Raw genomic sequence first — 18,846 nt, 5'->3', positions numbered from 1 at the left:
CTTCGGCCCTGGTTTCGGCCCGGGCTTCGGTCCGGGCTTCGGCTTCGGCCCCGGTGGCCGGCGCGGCGGATGGCGCCGTGGCGGCCCGGGTCGCGGCAAGCGCGGTGACGTGCGAGCCGCCATCCTCACGCTGCTGGCCGAGCGGCCGATGCACGGCTACGAGATGATTCAGCTGATCGCCGAGCGCAGCAACGGACTGTGGAAGCCGAGCCCCGGTTCGGTGTACCCGACGCTGCAACTGCTCGACGACGAAGGCCTGATCAGCGCGAGCGAAAGCGAAGGCAGCAAGAAGCTTTTCGAGCTGACCGAGCAGGGTCGCGCGGCGGCCGAGAAGATCGAGACCCCGCCGTGGGACGAGATCACCGAAGGCGCCGACCCGGGACACATGAATCTGCGGGCGGCGGTAGGCCAGTTGTTCGGCGCGGTCGGGCAGTCCGCCCACGCCGCATCCGCCGAACAGCAGCAGCGCATCGTCGAAATCCTCAACAATGCGCGGCGTGAGATCTACGGCATCCTCGGCGAAGACTGAGTGCCGCTGAGCGGGCCCTGGATCGGGTCACGTCACGTGACGTCAACCCAATCCAGGGTCCGCTGCACCGCTTTGCCCCAGCCCGCATAACCGGCGGCGCGCTGCTCGTCGTTCCACGCCGGCTCCCACCGCCTGCCCTCTTGCCAGTTGGCCCGCAGGTCGGCCGGGTCGGCCCAGAACCCCACCGCCAAACCGGCCGCGTAGGCCGCGCCCAGCGCGGTCGTCTCGGCGACGACCGGCCGTACCACGTCCACCCCCAGCACGTCGGCCTGGATCTGCATGCACAGGTCGTTGCCGGTGATGCCCCCGTCGACCTTCAAAACCTCAAGGCGCACACCGGAATCCGCCGCCATGGCGTCCACCACGTCGCGGCTCTGGTAGCAGATCGCCTCCAGGGTGGCGCGCGCCAGATGCGCGTTGGTGTTGAACCGCGACAGCCCGACGATCGCGCCGCGCGCGTCGGATCGCCAGTACGGCGCGAACAATCCGGAAAACGCGGGCACGAAATATACCCCGCCGTTGTCATCGACCTGACGTGCCAGCGATTCGCTTTGGGCGGCACCGCTGATGATGCCCAGCTGGTCGCGCAGCCATTGCACGGCCGCCCCGGTGACCGCGATCGAACCCTCGAGCGCGTACACCGGTTTGGCGTCCCCGAACTGATAGCAGACGGTGGTCAGCAGGCCGTTGTCGGACCGCACGATCGTCTCGCCGGTGTTGAGCAGCAGGAAATTCCCGGTGCCGTAGGTGTTTTTGGCTTCCCCTTCCGACAGGCACACCTGGCCCACCATCGCCGCGTGCTGATCGCCGAGCATCCCGGCGATCCGCACCTCACCGCCGGCCGGCCCGGTCTCGGTCGTCACGCCGTAGGGCTGCGGGGACGACGACGGCCCGATCTTCGGCAACATCGCACGGGGCACCGAGAAGAACGACAGCAACTCGTCGTCCCAGTCCAGCGTCTCCAGGTTCATCAGCATGGTCCGGCTGGCGTTGGTCACGTCGGTGGCGTGCACGCCGCCGCGCGGACCCCCGGTGAGGTTCCACAACACCCAGGTGTCGGCGGTGCCGAACAGCGCGTCGCCGCTTTCGGCGGCCTCACGCACCCCGTCGACGTTGTCCAGGATCCATTGCAGCTTGCCGCCGGAGAAATAGGTGGCCGGGGGCAGGCCCGCCTTACGGCGAATCACGTCGCCGCGACCGTCGCGTTCGGCCGCCGAGGCAATGCGGTCGGTGCGGGTGTCCTGCCAGACGATCGCGTTGTAATAGGGGCGTCCGGTCTTGCGGTTCCACACCAGCGTCGTCTCGCGCTGATTCGTGATACCCAGCGCCGCAATGTCTTTGGTACTGAGGTTGGCCCGGTTCAACACCGACGTCAGCACCGAGGAGGTGCGTTCCCAGATCTCCACCGGATCGTGCTCCACCCAGCCGGCGCGGGGCAGGATCTGCTCGTGCTCGAGTTGATGGCGAGCCACCTCGGCACCGTCGTGATCGAAGATCATGCAGCGAGTGCTGGTGGTGCCCTGGTCGATGGCGGCGACGAACTCGGCCAACTGCTCTCCTTCACCCCGGGAACACTGTTGCGTCGAAGACCATCATGGTCTACCCGCCGGACGAACGAGACCGGAACCGCGACTCGTGGGAGCTTGCGTTACGGGCGGTAACCCTGTTGCATCTGCGGTGTGGGCGAAGAGGTCAGGCGCACCACGTACGACAGCGCACAACGGCGGGAATACCGGCGCAAGGTACAGCTGTGCGTGGATGTCTTCGAGACGATGCTCGCCCGGTCATGCTTCGAGTCCGAGCAGCCACTCACGGGCATGGAGATCGAGTGCAACCTCGTCGACGCCGACTACCAGCCGGCGATGTCCAATCGTCACGTGCTGGACGCCATCGGCGACCCGGCCTATCAGACCGAATTAGGCGCCTACAACATCGAATTCAACGTCCCGCCACACGCGCTGCCCGGGCACTCCGGGCTCGATCTCGAGGCCGAGGTGCGGGCCAGCCTAAACGACGCGCAGGCCAAGGCGGCCGCGGCGGGCGGCGCCCACATCGTCATGATCGGCATCCTGCCCACGCTGATGCCCGAACACCTCGACCACGACTGGATGAGCGAATCCACCCGCTACGCGGCGCTGAACGACTCGATCTTCACCGCGCGCGGCGAAGACATCCCCATCGACATTTCCGGTCCGGAACCGCTGAGCTGGCACACCGCCACGATCGCTCCCGAATCGGCCTGCACCAGCATGCAATTGCATCTGCAGTTGGCGCCGGAGACGTTCGCCGCCAACTGGAATGCGGCGCAGATCGTGGCCGGCCCCCAGCTGGCGCTCGGTGCCAACTCACCCTTCTTCTTCGGGCACCTGCTGTGGGCGGAAACCCGCATCGAGCTGTTCACCCAGTCCACCGACACCAGACCCGAGGAGCTGAAAGCCCAGGGCGTGCGCCCACGAGTGTGGTTCGGCGAACAGTGGATCGACTCGATCCTGGACCTCTACCGAGAGAACATCCGCTACTTCCCGTCCCTGCTGCCCGAGGTCTTTGACGAGGATCCGGTGGCCGAGCTGGCCGCCGGACGCATCCCGCAGCTCGCCGAACTGCGCCTGCACAACGGGACCGTCTACCGGTGGAACCGCCCGGTCTACGACGTAGTCGACGGTCGCCCCCATCTGCGATTGGAGAACCGGGTGTTGCCGGCCGGGCCGACCGTCGTCGACATGCTGGCGAACTCGGCGTTCTTCTATGGGGTGCTGCGCAGCCTGTCCGAGGCCGACGACTCGTTGTGGCAGCACATGGATTTCGGTGTGGCAGAAGCGAATTTCCTGGCATCGGCACGCTACGGCATCGACGCGCGGCTGCACTGGCCCCGAGTGGGTCAGGTGAGCGCACGCGACCTGGTGCTCGACACACTGCTGCCGATCGCCGACGAGGGTCTGCAGCGCTGGGGCGTCGACGCCGAGGTACGCGACCGGTTCCTGGGGGTGATCGAGGGCCGGGCGCGAACGGGGCGCAACGGTGCCAGCTGGCAGGTGTCCACCGTGCGGGCGCTGCAGGACGGCGGCATGAGCAGGTCCGCGGCGCTGGCCGAGATGCTGCGCCGCTACTGCGACCACATGCACGCCAACGAACCGGTGCACACCTGGGAGTAGCTTGAAACCCATGTCATCTGATCAAGTGATGGACTGGGACAGCGCCTATCGCGAGCAGGCCCACTTCGAGGGTCCACCGCCGTGGAACATCGGCGAGCCGCAACCGGAACTGGCGGCGCTGATCGCGGCCGGCAAATTCCGCAGCGACGTGCTGGATGCCGGCTGCGGGGTCGCCGAGCTGTCGCTGGCGCTGGCCGCCCAGGGGTACACCGTGGTCGGTGTCGACCTCACGTCGACCGCCGTCGCGGCGGCCACCAAGTCCGCCCAAGAGCGCGGCTTGACCACGGCCAGCTTCGTGCAGGCCGACATCACGTCGTTCTCCGGCTACGACGGACGGTTCTCCACGGTGGTGGACAGCACGCTGTTCCACTCGCTGCCGGTGGAGGGCCGCGACGGCTACCTGAGGTCGATACACCGGGCCGCCGCCGCGGGGGCGAACCTGTTCATCCTGGTATTCGCCAAGGGCGCCTTCCCCGCCGAGTTGGAAACCAAGCCCAACGAGGTCGACGAGGACGAACTGCGCGCCGCGGTGAGCAAATACTGGGAGATCGACGAGATTCGCCCCGCTTTCATCCTGTCCAACCCGGTCAACATCCCCGACGCGCCGTTCGAATTTCCGCAGCATGAGCTCGACGAGAAGGGCCGGCGCAAGATGCCGGCCTACTTGCTGACCGCGCACAAAGCCGGTTAGCCGGTTGCGGTCGCCGCGGTGGCGGCGATGAGCGTCTCGGCGAACGTCTCGAGGTCGGCGGCCGTGGTGTCCACGTGCGGCGAGATCCGCAGCACGGGTCGGGTGAGCTCCAGCGGCGCCCGCTGCACGCCGGCGAAGGTGGTCAGGATCCGACGCTCGGCGAGCAGCCAGGCCCGCACCGCTTGCGGGTCGGCGCCGTCGTTCGGCGCCAAAGTGGTGATGGCACTCGGTTCTTCGACCTCTTCGACCACGGTCCACCCGGCGATATCGGACAGTATGCTGCGGCTCAGCCCGCCCAGCTCGGCAAGCCGGGCACGCACCGCCTGCGGCCCGTACGCCAGGTGCTCGCCCAGCGCCAGCGAAAACCCCACCCGCGCGGCCACATTCGCTTCGCCGAATTCCAGTTGTTCGGCCACCGTCGGTGCGCCGTCGTTGCTGGCCCACTGCGGCGCGGCCAGCCTGGGGTGCAGGCTTTCCATCAGCTCGCGCCGCACCGCGAGGATCCCGACACCGCGGGGGCCGGCGATCCACTTGCGCGACGAGGAGTAGGTCGCGTCGGCGCCCACCGCGCAGTCCACCTGGCCCAGCGCCTGCGCCGCGTCGACGACGAGCGGCAGCCCTAATTCCCGGCACAGTTGGGCGACCATCGAAACCGGTTGCACCACACCGCAATGGCTGGCCACCGCAGTCAGATGCACCAGGTCCGGTGGGTCGGTGTCCAGCGCCAACGCCGCGTCGTCAAGCGCGACGCGGCCGTCTTCCAGCGTCGGCAGCAGTTGCCGGTCGAATCCGTGCGCGGCCAGTATCGCCAGGTTGGGCCCGTATTCGCCGGGCAGGCACGCCACCTTTCGTCGCTCGGTCGGCCAGCCGCCCAGCAGCAGATCCAGGGCGTTCAGCGAGCCGGTGGTGAAAACCACGTCGGCGCCAGGCATTCCGGCCAGCGCGGCGAATGCGGCGCGCCCGGCGTCGAGCACCGGCGTGGCGGCCTCCGCCGCGACGTAGCCGCCGACTTCAGATTCGTTGCGGGCATGCTGCGCGGTGGCCTCGATCACCGCCAGGCTCTGCCGTGAACAGGCCGCGTTGTCCAGGTGCAGTCCGGCCATCGGCGGGCGGGCTGACCGCCACCGGTCAGCCAGCACGTTGCTGCCGGTCACTTCACGGCCAACGACAACCCGAAGTCGCCCGCCTCGTCGGTCCACCACCGGGTGCGGCGCAACCCCGCGGCGGCCAATTCGTCAGTCACCTTGTCGCAGTGGAACTTACACGACACCTCGGTGAGCATCTCCTCGCCGGCCTCGAAGTCGACGGTCAGCTCGAGCGCGCCGACCCGCACCTGCTGGCGACGGTCGGACCGCAACCACATCTCGATGCGTTCCTCCGCCGCGTTCCACCGGGCCACGTGCCGGTAGGCGTCGACGTCGAAATCCGCGTCGAGTTCCCGATTGACCACCGCGAGCACATTGCGGTTGAACGCCGCCGTGACGCCGGCGGCATCGTCGTAGGCGCGCACGAGCCGCTCGGTGTCCTTGACCAGGTCGGTGCCCAGCAGCAGGCTGTCGCCGGGCCGCAGCTGCGCGGACAGGGCGGCGAGGAACTCCGCGCGCGGCCCGGGCGTGAGGTTGCCGATCGTCGACCCCAGGAACACGAACAGCCGTCGCCCGCCTTCGGGGATCTTCGTCAGGTGCTCTTCGAAATCGCCGCAGACGGCCTTGATTTCGACCCCGTCGTATTCCTGCGCGATGGCCGCTGCGGCCGTCGACAGGATGCTGGCGTCGACGTCGAACGGGACGAACCTGCGCAGCGAGCCACGCTCGCGCAGGGCGTCCAGCAACAGCCGGGTCTTCTCCGACGTGCCGCTGCCCAGTTCCACCAGCGTGTCGGCCCCGCTCGCCGACGCCACCTCGGCCGCCCGCGCGCGCAGGATCTCCGCCTCCGCGCGGGTCGGGTAGTACTCGGGCAGCCGGGTGATCCGGTCGAACAGCTCGCTGCCCACCGAATCGTAGAACCACTTGGGTGGCAACGACTTTGGCGTCTTCTGCAGGCCGTCGAGCACGTCACGGCGCAACGCGTGGTACGCCGAGTCGGCGGCCAGGTGGTTCGACAGCGACAGCGTCATCAAGATCCTCTCGACCGGTCCAGCGGCGTCATCGTGACGCCGTCGGCAGTGACTTCGACTAGGTGACGGTCCGGAACGTCCTCCCAGTCGGAGTCGTTGTCATAGGGTTCGCTGGCCAGCACCACCCCGTCGGGGCGGCGCAGGATGGACAGGGTGTCGCCCCAGGCCGTCGCCACCATGCGAGAGCCGTTGGCTGCCAGGATGTTCAGCCGGGCGCCCGGGTCGGCTTCCCCGATCTCGACGATGGTCCACCCCAGCGCGTCGAGGCCGCGCTCGAAGATCACCGCGGCCAATATGGCGCTGTCACAGACCGATTCGGCCCGTGACGTCGGGGGCAGCACGCTTCGGTCCACGATTCCGTTGTGCGACAACAACCACTGGCCGTCGGTGAACGGAGCGGTCGCGCTGGCCTCGATCGGCATGCCGACGGTCGCCGAGCGCACGGCGGCCACCACACAGTGGCTGCGCAGCGCGGGCGCGATGGAATCGAACGACACGTCACCCCACAGCGGCGCCTGGCTGCGCCACCGGCGCGGCACGCCGGCCCCCGATGAGGTTTCGCCTGCGGTGTCGAAGAACCCCAGGCCCCAACCGTCGGCGTTGAGCAGGCAGTGCTTTTGGCGGCGCGGCGCATAGGACTGAACCCGCAGCCCGAACGGCGGGTCGAGCACCAGCGAGGAAACGGTGACGTCGGTTCCCAGCCAGCCGAGGTGCCGGCACATCAGGCGGACCCGGCGTCGGGGACGTCCCACGCCAACCGGACGCCGGAGAAGATCTGGCGCCGGTAGGGGTGGTCCCAGTTGCGAAAGCTCGGCCGCATGATGCCCGGTTCGACCGCCCACGAGCCGCCCCGCAGCACCCGGTAGTCGCCGTCGAAGAACGGCTGTGAATAGCGTTCGTAGAGCATCGGGACGAATCCCGGCCAGGGCCGCAGCGGGGAGCTGGTCCACTCCCAGACGTCGCCGAGCAGCTGCTCGGCCCCGTATGCCGAAACGCCGGCGGGATAGGCGCCGACCGGCGCGGGACGCAACGCCGCGCCGCCAAGGTTGGCCAGCGCTTCGTCCGGTGTGCGCTCGCCCCAGGGGTAGCGGCGCCGGGTGTTGGTGGACGGATCCCAGGCGCAGGCCTTCTCCCATTCCATCTCCGTGGGCAGCCGGGCGCCGGCCCAGGCCGCGTAGGCCTCGGCCTCGAAATAGCTGACGTGCTGGACGGGTTCGTCGGCCGGGATGTCTTCGACGTGGCCGAACCGGGTGCGGGTGACACCGTCGGAACTCCAGAACTGCGGCGCGGACAGGCCCGCGCCCTGCCGGTGCCGCCAGCCGCGCTCGGACCACCAGCGTGGCTGGTCGTAGCCGCCGTCGTCGACGAACTGCCGCCATTCGCCGTTGGTGACCGGGACCCGGCCGATCCGGAACGCGGGCAGGTCGACGACGTGGGCCGGCCGCTCGTTGTCCAGCGAGTACGGTTCGCTAGCGGCGTCCACACCGAGGACGAACTCGCCGCCGGGCACCAGCACCGAGGTGCCCGCCAGCCCCGGCCTGCCCGCCGGCAGCGTCGCCGTGCCGCGCAACAGCGGTGCGCCGCTGCGCAGGTTCAACGCCTGCAGCATGGTCTCGTCGTGCTGGTTTTCGTGGCTGACCACCATCGCGTAGACGAAGGCCGCCTCGTCGCCGGCGGGGTCGTCGGGCAGCGCGTCCAGCGCGTCGAGCACCGCGGACCGCACGGTCCGGCAATAGGCCCGCGCTTTGTCCGGCGACAGCAACGGCAGTTCGACCCGGCTGGCGCGGGAATGCACGAAGGCGTCGTACAGCCCCTCGACGGCCGGCGGCAACATCCCCGGCCGGGCCGGATCGCCGCCCCGCAGCAGCCACAGCTCTTCTTGCTGACCGATGTGGGCCAGGTCCCACACCAGCGGGCTCATCAGCGGGTCGTACTGCCGGCAGAGCTCGGCGTCGTCGAACTCGACGAGTCTCAACGTCCGCGTCCGCGTACGCGCCAAGTCGTCGGCGATCGTCTCTCGGCATGACCGTGACGTCACAACTCCCCTTGCGCCAGTCGCCCCACGGTGGGGGCCAGGCCGTGCTCGATCACCTGGTCGGCGAAATCGTCGCCGGGACATCGGCCCTGCTCGACCATGCGGACCAATCGCTGCATCGAGTCGCCGAGTTCCGCGGGCGCTCTCGCCGCGGCGATGGCCACGCAGGCGTTGGCCGCCCGGTACAGCCGCCGATCCCGCAGGCCCACCCGGGCCGCGGTGTCCCAGGCGGTGGCCACCGGTTCGACGGCCTCGGCCGCGACGTCGGCGGCGGCCGGGTCGTCGAGCAGGGTGCACAGGGTGAACGCCACGGCGGGCCACAACGGGTCCGGCACGCTGTCCAGGTAGCGGATCTCCAGCCACTGCCTGGGGCGCACCGGCGGGAACAACGTGGTGAGGTGATATTCCAGGTCGGCCAGGCTGGGACGGCGACCCCCGAGCAGCACCCGGCCGTCGACCCAGTCGGCAAAGGGCACCCAATGCGTGACGGCCTCGGCGTCGGGGTTGTGCACCAGCATCACCGGCGCCTTGAGGGCGTACCGCGCCCAGTCGGTGCCGGGGTCGTCGCCGCTGGCCCCCAGAATGGGCCCGCAGCGGGCCGAATCCATCCGGCCCCACACCCGCTGCCGGCTGGACACCCAGCCGGTGAAGTCGCCGACCAGCATCGGCGAATTGGCGGTGATCGCGATCATGGTGGGCCCCAAGGCATGCGCCAGGCGCACCCGCGCCGCCCAGCCCTCCCGCGGGCCGGCGTCCACGTTGACCTGGATCGAGGCGGTGGACGTCATCATCGCCGCGCCCGCCTCCCCGGAGCGGCTGGTGGCGAAGAACTGTTCCATGGCGCGGTACCGGGCGCCGGGATTGATGCGCTGGGGCGGCCGCAGCGGGTCGGCGCCGAGGAACACCAGGCCCAGCCCGGCCTCAGCAAACGCCGGCTGCAGCACGGCCTGGTCACGGCGCATGGCGTCGATGGCCGGTGCCACGCCGTCGGCCGGCGGCCCGGACAGTTCGACGGCGCCGCCCGGTTCCACGGTGATCCTGCTGCCGCCCGGCATCGCGGGCAGCGCGGCGAGCACGTCGGCGATTTCATCCCAGCCCGGCCGGCGGTACGGGTCGGCCGGGTCGTGGCAGTGGGCTTCCAGTTCCAGACCCACCCGGCCCAGCGGGGCGTCCACCAGACAGCCTTCGGCGATGTATTGCGCGACGGCCGCCGAGTCGGCCGGCTCGGCGGCGCTCAGGTCGGGTGCGGGGTCGGCACCGGCCGCCCGCGACTCCGGTCGCGAAGCCGCGGCGGTGATCGGCGCGAACGTCATATCACGATCCCTTCGGGCCCCCGCAAGCCTGAACATGCACCTGAGGACCGCTTCCCTGCGCAGCTAATCGAACGACAATCGGCACTACTTCGTCTAGTGCTTCATCTATCAGACGCCCCCGACATATTCCCTTCTGCGTACTTTGAGGTGCTCGGGGAAGACGGTTACCCAATCGCTCGATTATTGACCCAGCGCGTTCTGCATCGCCCCAGCTAGCACGTTCACCGCGGGTCCGGCATTGCCGGATTGGCACACCTTCGCCTGCAGCAACACGTTTTCGCGCAGCCTGGTTTGATCGAAGCACCGGCGATCGGTGCCCGCCTCCTGCTTGGTCCAGTTCTCGTCGGCCGGGCCGGCCGGGCCGCCGTCGAACGACCATACCTGCGTGCTGCCGTTATCCAGGTGGATCGCGGTGGTCTGTCCCGAGCAGCCCACGGTTCGATCCACCACGCGTTGAAAGGCCCGGCCCGCCGCGTCACTGGTGGCGAACACCCCGACCGCCTGTTTCACCAGATGCGTCTGGTCGGTGGCCGACGTCTGGGCGACGGCCCCGTTGAACGAGGCGAGATCGGGATCGTTGTACACCTCGGGCAGGCCGATGTCGGCCCAGTTGTTGCACTCGGGAAGGTCGACCCAGTCGCCTTGCCCGGGCTGGGTGAACACCGACTCCCACCCCATGGGTCCGCCGACGATGTTGCCGACCGACCCCTTGCCCAGGACGGCGTAATTCACCACGCCGGGCTCCGACGGGTGCGCGGCGGCGACCGGAACTGCGATGGTGCCCGCCAAGGCCAAGCCGACGACGACCGCGGCCCCGCGCGTCTGGGCAACCTGCGTAACCCGCGTGGTCATGCAGCGATCATGCCAGGCGACCCGACGAGCGGTCAGCCCCCGTTGCCCCGCACGCCTTCCTCGACCTTTTTGCCGAGATCGGGGTCCACATTGCGCCAGTACTCGAACACCCGCGACAACACCGGTTCCTTCACGCCTTGGGAGACGTGACCAATGATGTTGTGCGCCAAGCGTTCCCTGGCCGCATCGTCGAGAACTTCGCGGACCATCGTGCCGGCCTGTCCCCAGTCGTCGTCCTCGGCGTGCAGCGTGTAGGCCGAGCGGACCATGTCGCCGTCGGCATGCCAGCGCACCTCGGCGGCGCGGGCCGGATCGGCGTGCGGACCACCGTAGGAGTTGGGCGCATACACGGGGTCGGACACGTTGTTGATCCGCATGGCGCCGTCTTTGGAATAGCTGTTCACCTCGACTCTGGGGGTGTTGACCGGGATCTGCCGGTAGTTGGTCCCCAGCCGGGCGCGATGCGCGTCCGAGTACGAAAAGCCGCGCGCCTGCAGCATTTTGTCCGGGCTCAGCCCCGTGCCGGGCACGGTGTTGTTCGGCTCGAAGGCCGCTTGCTCGATCTCGGCGTGGTAGTCGGTGACGTTGCGGTTCAGCGTCATCTTGCCGACGTCGATCAACGGGTAGTCGCCGTGCGGCCACACCTTGGTCAGGTCGAACGGGTTGAACCGATAATCCTTGGCTTCCTCGTACGGCATGATCTGCATCTTCAGCGTCCAGCTCGGGTAGTCCCCGCGTTCGATCGACTCGAACAGGTCGCGCTGGTGGTAGTCGCCGTCCTCACCGGCCAGCCGGTCGGCGTCCTCCTGGGTCAGGAACTCGATGCCCTGATCGGTGATGAAGTGGTACTTCACCCAGAAGATCTCGCCGGCAGCGTTGATCCAGCTGTAGGTGTGGCTGCTGTAGCCGTTCATGTTGCGCCAGGTCTTGGGGATCCCCCGGTCGCCCATCAGCCAGGTCACCTGGTGCGCCGATTCCGGGGACAGGCTCCAGAAGTCCCACTGCATGTTGTGGTCGCGCACATTGCTTGCCTGCAAGCGTTTCTGGGACCGGATGAAGTGCTGGAATTTCAACGGGTCGCGCATGAAGAAGACCGGCGTGTTGTTGCCGACGAGGTCGAAGTTGCCTTCGGTGGTGTAGAACTTCAGCGCGAAGCCACGCGGGTCCCGCCAGGTGTCTGGGCTGCCCCGCTCACCGGCGACCGTCGAAAACCGGGCCAGCATGTCGGTTTTGGTGCCGGGTTGGAATACCGCGGCCCTGGTGTACTTGCTGACGTCGTTGGTCACCTCGAAATGACCAAACGCGCCACCGCCCTTGGCGTGTGGCTGGCGCTCCGGGATGCGCTCGCGGTTGAACATCGCCATCTGCTCGATCAGGTAGTGGTCCTGCAGCAGAATCGGGCCGTCTGGGCCGATCGTCAGCGACTGATCGTCGCTCGGCGCAGCGATACCGGCGTCATTGGTCGTGAAACGCTCCGTCATTAAGCTCTCCTCGTCACCGGGCGGAAGGCCGCAGGGCATTAGGCCGCACAAAGCGATGCCGAATGCGCTTGCCCATCAAACGCTTTCAACATGCCGGGTGCGGTCCGCACCTGTTGGCCTGCACTCGAGTATTCCCCTTTTCTTGATCAGGTCAAGAAAACTGCGGGCGGCGCCATCGGTCGCCCACTAAGGGGCAGTACCCATTCGGGGCTCTACTTAAGGCCGTGACCGCAGGCGCCGTCACGGGCGCGGTGCGGGCGCGCCGGGGGGTGGGCTCACGGCGGGAGGTTGGCCGGGGCCGCTGACACCGGGGCCGCCATGCGGTCCGCCGGGTCCGCCCGGGCCGCTCGGGGGCATCGGAACGATCAACCCGGGTCCGCCGGGCCCGTATCCCCACGGTCCGTTGTCGGGTCCGCCCGGGCCACCGGGTCCGCCATACCACGGGCCGTAGCCGCCGCCGGGACCGCCGTACTGCCCTGGCCCGTTGCCCGGCCCCGGACCAGCGGGGCCCCAGGGTCCATTGCCCGGGCCGGGGCCGCCGGGGTGGAACATGCCGTGGTGATGGTGGCAGGGGTGCTGGTGCTTCCAGATGAAGGCACCGACGAAGAACACCGACGAGAGGATGAACACGATGCCGGCCACGATCACCACCCAGGCCGCTGCCGTGTAGAGCCGCGGCGGCTGCACCCGGTGCGGCGCCGGCGGCGGTGGTGCGGTGACCGGTGCGGCTGGGGTCGATTCGGTGGTCGGCTCAACTCGTTCTTCGGGTGTCTCGCTCATGCGTGCCATACTGCCGCGCATACCGGTGCTCTAACAGGCCCCGGCGACAAAAATGTGGTGAATCGAGATGCGGCGGTTAGACGCCGGTAACCGCAAAAGACAGGTGGCCCGGCGCTCGCATGGAGCGCCGGGCCACTGGTTGGCATCGGGTTTTCAGTTGGTCAGCACGATGACGCTAGGGGTCTGTCCCAGCGCGGCGGCCGAGTGCAGCACCGACGGCGGGAGCTGGCCCGGGGCCATGCCGCTGGGACGCACGCCCGACGGGGCCGGCGCGGTGCTGGTGGCTCCCGGACCGGTCTGGCCGCCCTGGCCACCCTGTCCACCCGGCGCGCCCGGTCCACCGAAATTGCCGGGACCGCCCGGGCCACGGTGGTGCACCATCGCGTGGTGGTGCTTGTGATGGTGCCCGTGATGGCCGCCACGGTGGCCGAGGATGAAGCCGGTGAAGAAGATGACCGCGACGATGAACACGATGCCGGCGACGATGGCGACCCACGCGGCGAGTTGGAAGACCCGCGGGGCCCGGTAGGCCGCCGCCGCTTCCGCGGCGACGGGTGCAGTGGCGGTGGAGTGCCGCACAGTGGGGGATTCAGATGTTTCACTCATGAGACAAATGATGAAGCCGTTAACAGTAGTGGCGGCTATGCGCTACTTATGTAGCAGCTGTGAACTAAAGTCCCCGGTCAGCGGGTGAAAATGCCCTATTCGGGCCGCAGCAAGTTGGCCGCGCACTGTTACCTCCGCGTTGGACCGCAAGCCACGGCGTCGATGGTGCATCGCCCTCGACGCCTGCGGGGATTAGCAGGCTCAACAGGCCAAGAAACGGGTATCTCTGTCCACATCAAAGCGATGTGACCTGTCTACTAGAGGAGTTCAAGTGATCGGGACAATTATTGGCGCCATCTTCGTCGGACTCGTCGTGGGCGGACTAGCCAGGCTCATCATGCCCGGCAAGCAGAACATCGGCGTCGTGATGACTGTGGTATTGGGCGCACTCGGCTCATTCCTTGGAACCTGGGTGTCCTACAAACTGGGATACTCCAACCAAAATGGCGGATTCAAGATCATTCCCTTCCTGGTTGGAATCGTCTTCGCGTGCATCCTCATAGGCATCTACCTGGGCGTCACCGGACGTCGCATCACCAATCGGGTGGGACGACGGTAGCGCCTCTGTGCGGCGAACCCGCGCGCTGACGTCTGGCAGCGGGCGCGGCCATCGCGACGAAACCGCCCACTGCGACTATCGGGATGGCGATGCCCTGGTGTTTGCAGCCTAGTGGTCCGACGGCAGCTCAGGCTCGGCCGTCGTGTTCACGTCGCTTCCGGCGCGAGCGGCCATTGAGGCGGCCTTGCCGCGGGCCAAGGCCCAGGTCGCGACGATCACTACCAGCGCTGCGGCGGCCAGGGCAAAGACCTTGGTACCCGTGGCATGGAGGGTCTCGCCTAGCACGATTACCCCAAGCACCGATGCCACCAAAGGCTCGGCCACGATCACTGTCGGCATGGAGGCAGTCAGCGCTCCGGCACGAAAAGACGATTGCTGAAAGATCATTCCGGCGAGTGCGGTTGGTATCAAGACATATAGTTCGGGCGCGCGGAGCAGAGCACCGAAACCGTCTCCGAGCGCAGCAACAACGCCTTTGGTCAGCACCGCGAACACCGCCAGTGAGAAACCTGCCACCATCGCCAAAAGCACCGCGGCGCGCGGCCGATCGGGCCAAATCCGCGCGCCCAAGACACACAACACAGACAGCGGACCTATCACCATGACCACCACGACCCATGTTGTCAGTGGCCCACGTGAGCGCCCCGCCTCCGGCTGGCCGATCATGATGAACGCCATCAACGCAACTGCCAACAGCGCCGCCCACATCCACTCCCAGCGGGTTACCCGATGACGGGTCAGGCGCGCGTAGATCGGCAAAGCAAACAGTAGTGCCGTCACCTGCAGCGCCGTCACCAGCATTACCGACCCGATGCCCAACGCTGCGGCCAGCAGCCCGTAGTTGGCGAGGGCACCCGCGCTGCCCAACCACCACCGCGTGTCGCCCAACGACTTGCGGAATAGGGCGAGGTGGCCGACTGGTTTGTCGGTGACGGTTTGCGCGGAGCGCTGACGAATCACATTCCCAAACGCCGATGCCAGTGCCGCGCATAGGGCGAGCACCAGCGCGATACCGGCGCTTGACATAGCTGACTCCTCTGCAACGTTCGATCCGATGTACACCGATGCGGATGTATACGAATGTCGGGGTTTCCTACCTGACGACGCTACTGACCCAACCCAGGGACGCCCGGCCAACCATCTGGCTTGTCGCGCTCCCGACGGGGTCATCGGAGACTTGATCGCGACGGCGCCCGCAACTTGTGCGCCTGGGAGCCCTTAACGGCTACTATTCGGGCCGCAGCGGATTGACCGCGAACTGAATCACCCGGTACGGCGCCGCCACCCGCGCGCGGGTGTCCCACTGGCTGACGAATATTCGTAGTTCGTCGAGCGTCGAGCCGGGTGAGATGTAGCCGCCATAGGGTTGCGCGAGGCGATTGTCGTAGGGCGGCGGCAGGCTCTCCGCCGGGTCCGGCCACTCGTCGTGTTGGACCACCGTGGTGACCGGCGCGTCGCCCAGCGACGTCGGATCGTCGGCGACCCGAACCTCCATGTTGCCGGTGACGGCGTTGAAATAGGACAGCACCGCCTTGCCGTCGATCTGACGGATGCACAACTCGCCCACCGCGTCGGGCCACAGCGGCGTCGGCGACTTGCCCCAGCCCCCTTGCGGACCCGCAGCCCAACCCTGCCACCGGGACCGGTCGGTGAACGTCTGCGGTGTGGCCCGGTAGAGCACGACCGGGGCCCGGCGGGTGAAACTGTCGGCCACGATGTACACCCACCCGCTGGGCGACTCCGGGGTGGGAATCGGGTCGTAGTAGCCGCTGATCTGCGTCTGCGAGCCACCCTGATACGAGGCGGGCCGCTTGGACCCGGGGATCGTCTGCCAGCCCGCGCGCGCCGGTTCGGCCGTCACCAGCCGGGAGGTCTGCGGTTCGAGGTTTTTGGTCGTCGTCACCATCAGGTAGTTGCGCCGGTTGATCTGCACCACCCCGGCGGGCAGCTGCGAGGCCCCCGGCGGGGCGGCATCGGCCAGCAGCGGATTGCTGATGCCGGTGACCCCGGTGTAGCGCACCCCGCCGGGATCGTCGACGGAGGACGTGTCGACGCGCAACGCGACGGGCGCGTACCAACCGCCGAAGCCGACGCCCTGGCCCGCGAAGCTGTCACCGCACACTTGGAGCAATTCGGCCGGGAACTCGACGAACTCGCACAGGTCGGTCGCGCCGATGCCGTAATCCCCTGTCGGCGTGCCGGTTCCGGCGGTGGGGCCGATCCGCAGCACCTGACCGGGCGCCAGCGGTTGCAGCACCGGCTCGGGCGCCGGGGCGGGCGGGTCGGCATGCGCTGTCCAAAAGAATTGCGGCACAAGCAAAGATGCCGCAAAAAGCGAGAACCGCGTCGCGGAACTCACCCGCGGATTCACAACTCGGCGGCGAGTAACTCGGCGATCTGGATGGTGTTCAGCGCCGCCCCCTTGCGCAGGTTGTCACCGGAGATGAACAGCGCCAGGCCGCGGCCGTCGGGCACCCCGGGGTCGCGCCGGATCCGGCCGACCAGCGACTCGTCGACACCGGCGGCCGCCAACGGGGTCGGCACGTCGACCACCTTGACCCCGGGCGCGCCGTCGAGCAGTTCGCGGGCCCGCTCCGGCGACAGCGGCCGTTCGAATTCGGCGTTGATCGACAGCGAGTGTCCGGTGAACACCGGCACCCGCACGCAGGTGCCGCTGACGGCCAGCTCGGGGATGCCGAGGATCTTGCGGCTCTCGTGGCGCAGCTTCTGGTCCTCGTCGGTCTCACCGGAGCCGTCGTCCACCAGGGAGCCGGCCAGCGGGATGACGTTGAAGGCGATCGGCGCGACGTAGGTTTCGGGCGCCGGGAACGCCACGGCGTTGCCGTCGTGCACCAGCTGCTCGGCGCCGTCGATGACCGCGCGCGCCTGGGTGGCCAGCTCCTCGACCCCGGCGATCCCGCTGCCGGATACCGCCTGATAGCTCGACACCACCAGGCGTTGCAGCCCGGCTTCCTCGTGCAGCACCTTGAGCACCGGCATGGCGGCCATGGTGGTGCAGTTCGGGTTGGCGATGATGCCCTTCTTGAGGGACCGGGCCCGGTTGGCGACATCTCTTGTGAAGTTCACCTCGGACACCACCAGCGGCACGTCCGGGTCCTTGCGCCAGGCCGACGAGTTGTCGATCACCGTCACCCCGGCCGCGGCGAACCGCGGCGCCTGCACCAGCGACATCGTCTTACCGGCGGAGAACAACGCGATGTCCAGCCCACTCGGGTCCGCCGTCGCGGCGTCTTCGACCTCGATCTCCTGGCCACGGAACTCCAGCTTGCGGCCCTGCGAGCGCGCCGACGCGAAGAACCGCACCGACCCCCCGCTATCCCGAGCGGGGAAGTCCCGCTCGTCGAGCAACCGGCGCATCACCTGGCCGACCTGGCCGGTGGCGCCAACAACTCCAATAGCAACCATCTATCTACCCGTCCCCGCATACACCGTCGCCGACTCCTCGCCGCCGAGCCCGAACGCCTCGTGCAACGCCACGACGGCCTTGTCTAGTTCGGTGTCGCGGCACAGCACCGAGATCCGGATCTCCGAGGTGGAGATCAGCTCGATGTTGACGCCCACCTCGGCCAGGGCCTCACAGAAGGTGGCGGTGACGCCCGGGTGGCTGCGCATGCCCGCCCCGATCAGCGACACCTTGCCGACGTGGTCGTCGTAGAGCAGTTGGCTGAACCCGATCTCGTCGGAGAGCGCGTCTAGTTTGGCCACCGCGGTGGGCCCGCTGTCCCGCGAGCAGGTGAAGGTGATGTCGGTCTTGCCGTCCTCGACCTTGGAGACGTTCTGCAACACCATGTCGATGTTCACGTCGGCGTCGGCGAGCGCCCGGAAGACGCGGGCGGCATACCCGGGGATGTCGGGAATGCCGACGACGGTCACCTTGGCCTCGCTGCGGTCGTGCGCGACTCCGGTCAGGATGGGGTCTTCCATGGCTATGTCCTTGATCGATCCGACGACGATGGTGCCCGGGTTTTCCGAATACGAGGATCGGACGTGCACCGGAATGTTGTAGCGGCGCGCGTATTCGACGCAGCGCAGCATCAAGACCTTGGCGCCGCACGCCGCCATCTCGAGCATCTCCTCGAAGGTGACGGTGTCCAGCTTGCGGGCGTTGTGCACGATCCTGGGGTCGGCGCTGAAGATGCCGTCGACGTCGGTGTAGATCTCGCACACGTCGGCGCGCAGCGCCGCGGCCAGCGCCACCGCGGTGGTGTCCGACCCACCTCGGCCCAGCGTGGTCACGTCCCGGGTGTCCTGGCTGACGCCCTGGAAACCGGCCACCAACACGATGCGCCCCTCGTCGAGCGCGGCCTGCAGCCGTCCCGGCGTGACGTCGATGATCTTGGCGTTGCCGTGCGTGCCCGTGGTGATCACGCCGGCCTGCGAACCGGTGAACGAGCGCGCCTGCGCGCCCAGCGATTCGATCGCCATCGCGACCAGGGCATTGGAAATTCGCTCGCCGGCGGTCAGCAGCATGTCCAGTTCGCGCGGCGGCGGCGCCGGACACACCTGCTGGGCCAGATCCATCAGGTCGTCGGTGGTGTCACCCATGGCGGAGACGACGACGACCACGTCGTTGCCCTGCTTCTTGGTCGCGACGATGCGCTCGGCCACCCGGCGGATCCGATCGGCGTTCGCCACTGAGGATCCGCCGTACTTCTGCACGACGAGCGCCACGGTTTTCCCGCCTCTCCGGCCCTGGGCATCGACATTTCGG

The 18,846-nt window shown here is 68.1% G+C and carries 18 protein-coding genes; 4 read left to right on the top strand and 14 right to left on the bottom strand.

The window, feature by feature from the left end; all coding sequences use genetic code 11:
• Positions 1-529: PadR family transcriptional regulator (locus tag DQP58_RS16880; RefSeq protein WP_133259388.1), on the top strand; the 529-nt coding region annotated here is incomplete at its 5' end.
• Positions 530-561: 32 nt separating this feature from the next.
• Here the strand turns inward: DQP58_RS16880 and glpK are convergent.
• The gene (glpK, locus tag DQP58_RS16875) at positions 562-2,079 is read right to left on the bottom strand and encodes a glycerol kinase GlpK (protein WP_112709437.1); all 1,518 of its coding nucleotides are present in this window, start codon (positions 2,077-2,079) and stop codon (positions 562-564) included.
• Positions 2,080-2,208: 129 nt separating this feature from the next.
• Here glpK and DQP58_RS16870 point away from each other — a divergent pair, with 129 nt between their 5' ends.
• Positions 2,209-3,681, top strand: coding sequence for a glutamate--cysteine ligase (locus DQP58_RS16870; RefSeq protein ID WP_112709436.1), 1,473 nt, complete (start codon positions 2,209-2,211; stop codon positions 3,679-3,681).
• 10 nt (positions 3,682-3,691) lie between these two features.
• Complete coding sequence (locus DQP58_RS16865) at positions 3,692-4,372, top strand: class I SAM-dependent methyltransferase (RefSeq protein WP_112709435.1); 681 nt, start codon at positions 3,692-3,694, stop codon at positions 4,370-4,372.
• On the opposite strand, the gene egtE is transcribed toward DQP58_RS16865, so the two are convergent.
• From egtE to DQP58_RS16820, 9 genes are all read right to left on the bottom strand, one after another.
• The gene (egtE, locus tag DQP58_RS16860; RefSeq protein ID WP_240629891.1) at positions 4,369-5,475 is read right to left on the bottom strand and encodes an ergothioneine biosynthesis PLP-dependent enzyme EgtE; all 1,107 of its coding nucleotides are present in this window, start codon (positions 5,473-5,475) and stop codon (positions 4,369-4,371) included. The genes DQP58_RS16865 and egtE overlap by 4 nt on opposite strands.
• 47 nt (positions 5,476-5,522) lie before the next feature.
• Positions 5,523-6,488 (bottom strand): L-histidine N(alpha)-methyltransferase, encoded by a 966-nt coding sequence (egtD, locus tag DQP58_RS16855; RefSeq protein ID WP_112709433.1) that lies wholly within the window; start codon positions 6,486-6,488, stop codon positions 5,523-5,525.
• Positions 6,488-7,210, bottom strand: coding sequence for an ergothioneine biosynthesis protein EgtC (gene egtC, locus DQP58_RS16850; protein WP_112709432.1), 723 nt, complete (start codon positions 7,208-7,210; stop codon positions 6,488-6,490). Before egtC ends, egtD begins: the two co-directional genes overlap by 1 nt.
• Positions 7,210-8,607, bottom strand: coding sequence for an ergothioneine biosynthesis protein EgtB (gene egtB / locus DQP58_RS16845; protein WP_276310516.1), 1,398 nt, complete (start codon positions 8,605-8,607; stop codon positions 7,210-7,212). Before egtB ends, egtC begins: the two co-directional genes overlap by 1 nt.
• Positions 8,523-9,836: an ergothioneine biosynthesis glutamate--cysteine ligase EgtA gene (gene egtA, locus DQP58_RS16840; RefSeq protein WP_112709431.1), complete on the bottom strand. Its 1,314-nt coding sequence runs from the start codon at positions 9,834-9,836 to the stop codon at positions 8,523-8,525. The genes egtB and egtA overlap by 85 nt, the downstream gene beginning before the upstream one ends.
• Positions 9,837-10,016: 180 nt before the next feature.
• Positions 10,017-10,688, bottom strand: a complete 672-nt coding sequence (locus tag DQP58_RS16835) for a sensor domain-containing protein (RefSeq protein ID WP_112709430.1) — start codon at positions 10,686-10,688, stop codon at positions 10,017-10,019.
• A gap of 32 nt (positions 10,689-10,720) precedes the next feature.
• Complete coding sequence (locus DQP58_RS16830) at positions 10,721-12,169, bottom strand: catalase (RefSeq protein ID WP_066868376.1); 1,449 nt, start codon at positions 12,167-12,169, stop codon at positions 10,721-10,723.
• 240 nt (positions 12,170-12,409) lie between these two features.
• Complete coding sequence (locus DQP58_RS16825; protein ID WP_112709429.1) at positions 12,410-12,949, bottom strand: hypothetical protein; 540 nt, start codon at positions 12,947-12,949, stop codon at positions 12,410-12,412.
• A gap of 153 nt (positions 12,950-13,102) precedes the next feature.
• Entirely contained in the window at positions 13,103-13,555 is a 453-nt protein-coding gene (locus tag DQP58_RS16820; protein WP_112709428.1) for a hypothetical protein, read from the bottom strand.
• A gap of 271 nt (positions 13,556-13,826) precedes the next feature.
• Between DQP58_RS16820 and DQP58_RS16815 the strand changes: the two genes are divergently transcribed.
• Complete coding sequence (locus DQP58_RS16815; RefSeq protein ID WP_112709427.1) at positions 13,827-14,114, top strand: GlsB/YeaQ/YmgE family stress response membrane protein; 288 nt, start codon at positions 13,827-13,829, stop codon at positions 14,112-14,114.
• 108 nt (positions 14,115-14,222) lie between these two features.
• Here DQP58_RS16815 and DQP58_RS16810 read toward each other — a convergent pair whose 3' ends face one another.
• The 4 genes from DQP58_RS16810 to DQP58_RS16795 form a co-directional block, all read right to left on the bottom strand.
• Positions 14,223-15,140 carry a DMT family transporter gene (locus tag DQP58_RS16810; protein WP_112709426.1) on the bottom strand — a complete coding sequence of 306 codons (918 nt, stop codon included), beginning with the start codon at positions 15,138-15,140 and terminating at the stop codon, positions 14,223-14,225.
• 202 nt (positions 15,141-15,342) lie between these two features.
• The gene (locus DQP58_RS16805; protein WP_240629885.1) at positions 15,343-16,473 is read right to left on the bottom strand and encodes a DUF4185 domain-containing protein; all 1,131 of its coding nucleotides are present in this window, start codon (positions 16,471-16,473) and stop codon (positions 15,343-15,345) included.
• An 8-nt stretch (positions 16,474-16,481) separates the two neighbouring features.
• Positions 16,482-17,540 (bottom strand): aspartate-semialdehyde dehydrogenase, encoded by a 1,059-nt coding sequence (locus DQP58_RS16800; RefSeq protein ID WP_112709424.1) that lies wholly within the window; start codon positions 17,538-17,540, stop codon positions 16,482-16,484.
• Entirely contained in the window at positions 17,541-18,806 is a 1,266-nt protein-coding gene (locus DQP58_RS16795; protein WP_112709423.1) for an aspartate kinase, read from the bottom strand. It abuts the gene before it with no gap.
• Positions 18,807-18,846 lie beyond the last annotated feature (40 nt).

The sequence above is a fragment of the Mycobacterium colombiense genome, from assembly GCF_003284975.1.
Classification (GTDB): domain Bacteria; phylum Actinomycetota; class Actinomycetes; order Mycobacteriales; family Mycobacteriaceae; genus Mycobacterium; species Mycobacterium europaeum_A.
The sequence above is the reverse complement of the archived record's forward strand: the minus strand, read 5'-3'. Positions and strand labels throughout refer to the sequence as shown.